1 protein-coding gene is annotated in these 1,922 nt (G+C 50.2%); it reads left to right on the forward strand.

Going from position 1 to position 1,922, the window contains the following annotated elements; genetic code table 11:
• Positions 1–235 precede the first annotated feature (235 nt).
• Positions 236–1,888 carry a GGDEF domain-containing protein gene (locus RUMCAL_RS02305; RefSeq protein ID WP_021680845.1) on the forward strand — a complete coding sequence of 551 codons (1,653 nt, stop codon included), beginning with the start codon at positions 236–238 and terminating at the stop codon, positions 1,886–1,888.
• Positions 1,889–1,922: the final 34 nt, after the last annotated feature.

The following is a 1,922-nucleotide window of genomic DNA, read 5'->3' on the forward strand; positions in this document are numbered from 1 at the left end:
TGTCGCACAATCTTTGTGCGGTATTGCCTTAACATAATAACATAGCATATTTAAAAGGACTGACCGATTTCCCCGGTCAGTTTTTTTATAGAACTGCCGCCACACTTCTGCCACTTTTTGTCAATTTTATAAATTATGCCACTTCTCCCACGAAACACTTGAAAACTATTGGCAATCATGCTATACTATTACCATAAGGGAAACAATCGAGGTTTGACAAAAGGAGGTGTGCCCGATGAAATGGCTGTCAAAGAAAAGTCTGCTGATCTGTCTGACACTGCTGATGCTGGTTGTGGTAGTGGTTTCCATGATCGTTACCACGGGCATGCCTGTGAGAGAAGATGCGGTGAATATGGTGCTGGATGACTGGACTACGGAGCAGGTCATTGACCCGCCGGACGAGCCTTATTATAGTGGAGAAAAGACAGTCTATCAGCTGGTGATGTCCCATAAAGTTACATCGGAAATGCGTGGGAAGGTGATCTCTTTCCGGACAAATGATTCCTATGTGGATGCCTACCTCACTGACGTGACAGGCACGCCGGAAGACGATGCAGTACACATCTACCACTTCGGGGAACGCTTAAAGATCTGCGATTCACCGGGGACTTATACCCATTTTATCCGACTGCCGGAGTCCGCAGCCGGGCAGGTGACCATTTGTGTGGAAACGGTATATGCCAACAAGTTCATGCCCTCTTATGAGGTGGCGATCGGCACCCAGAACGAACTGCTGTTCAACTACCTGCGGCAGAATCTGCTGAGCGGCATTTCCAACGTAGCAATGCTGCTTGCCGGTGTGCTGCTGGTGGTGATTTATACGGTGGGCAGAGCGAAGCATGTTTCTGCACCGGAAACTCTGTCGCTGGGCTGCCTTTCGATCGTGTTTGCAGTGAATCTGAACTGCCCGCTGTTTCTGAACCAGTTCCTGTATCAAAATGCGGTGGTGCAGTATTATGTCAATTACTTTTCGCTGTTTCTGCTGCCGCTGCTGGCGATGTTTTATTTTGAGGATATTGTGCCGGATCTCCGCATCAAATGGCCGTTTTATAGCTTTCTGGTGCTGGAGTGCGTGTTGAGTGTTCTGCACTTCACCGGCATCGCGTCCTATACCCGCACCGTTAAAGTTTTCAGTGCAGCACTGGGCATACTTGCTGTGATGTTTATTGTGATGATCGCAAAGCGATACCGGCAAATGGAGAAGATCAACCGCATCAGTTTACTTCTCCTGCTTGCCTTTGTGTGCAGCAATGTTCTGTTCTTCATTTTCGTTTCCACCGTAGGCGACCAGACGTTCATTGTCCGGACAGGCTTCCTGCTGTATCTGGCACTTTCCGTGGTGAACGGACTGCGGAAACTGATGGTGGAGATGAATCGGGAACGGGAAACCAGGCTGCTCCAGACACTGGCGTATACGGACAACCTGACCAAGCTGGGGAACCGCTATGCTCTGGAACGCGATGCAAGAAAGTGCGTGCTGGAACGTACCAGTATTGTGTCCATGGATCTGAACCTGCTGAAAATGGTGAATGACACCTTTGGACATGCCGGCGGGGATATGCTGCTGCAAAGTGCCGCCAAGTGTATGACTTCCGTGTATGATCAGGTGTATCGGGTAGGCGGTGATGAGTTCATTGCCCTGCTGGACGGCAAAGACAGCGACGACTTGCAGCGGCTTTACGACCGGCTGAAGCAGAAGATCACTGAGATGAACGACAGCCGGAAAGACTACGGGGCATTCTCACGGGAGGCGGAGTTCCGGTTAAGCATTGCAGTAGGGTATTCCGCTTATGCGGCAGGGGACAGCAGCTATGAGCAGATCATGAGCCGTGCAGATGCGGCGATGTACGCAGAAAAAAAGACAATGCATCACGGCAGAAGCCGGTGATTTTAAAGGCAATACCGCACAAAGATTGTGCGAC

The sequence above is a fragment of the Ruminococcus callidus ATCC 27760 genome, assembly GCF_000468015.1.
Taxonomy (GTDB): Bacteria; Bacillota; Clostridia; order Oscillospirales; family Ruminococcaceae; genus Ruminococcus_C; species Ruminococcus_C callidus.

Coding starts and splice junctions, on each gene's coding strand:
- RUMCAL_RS02305 (WP_021680845.1), top strand. CDS start 236: ATGAAATGGCTGTCAAAGAAAAGTCTGCTGATCTGTCTGACACTGCTG.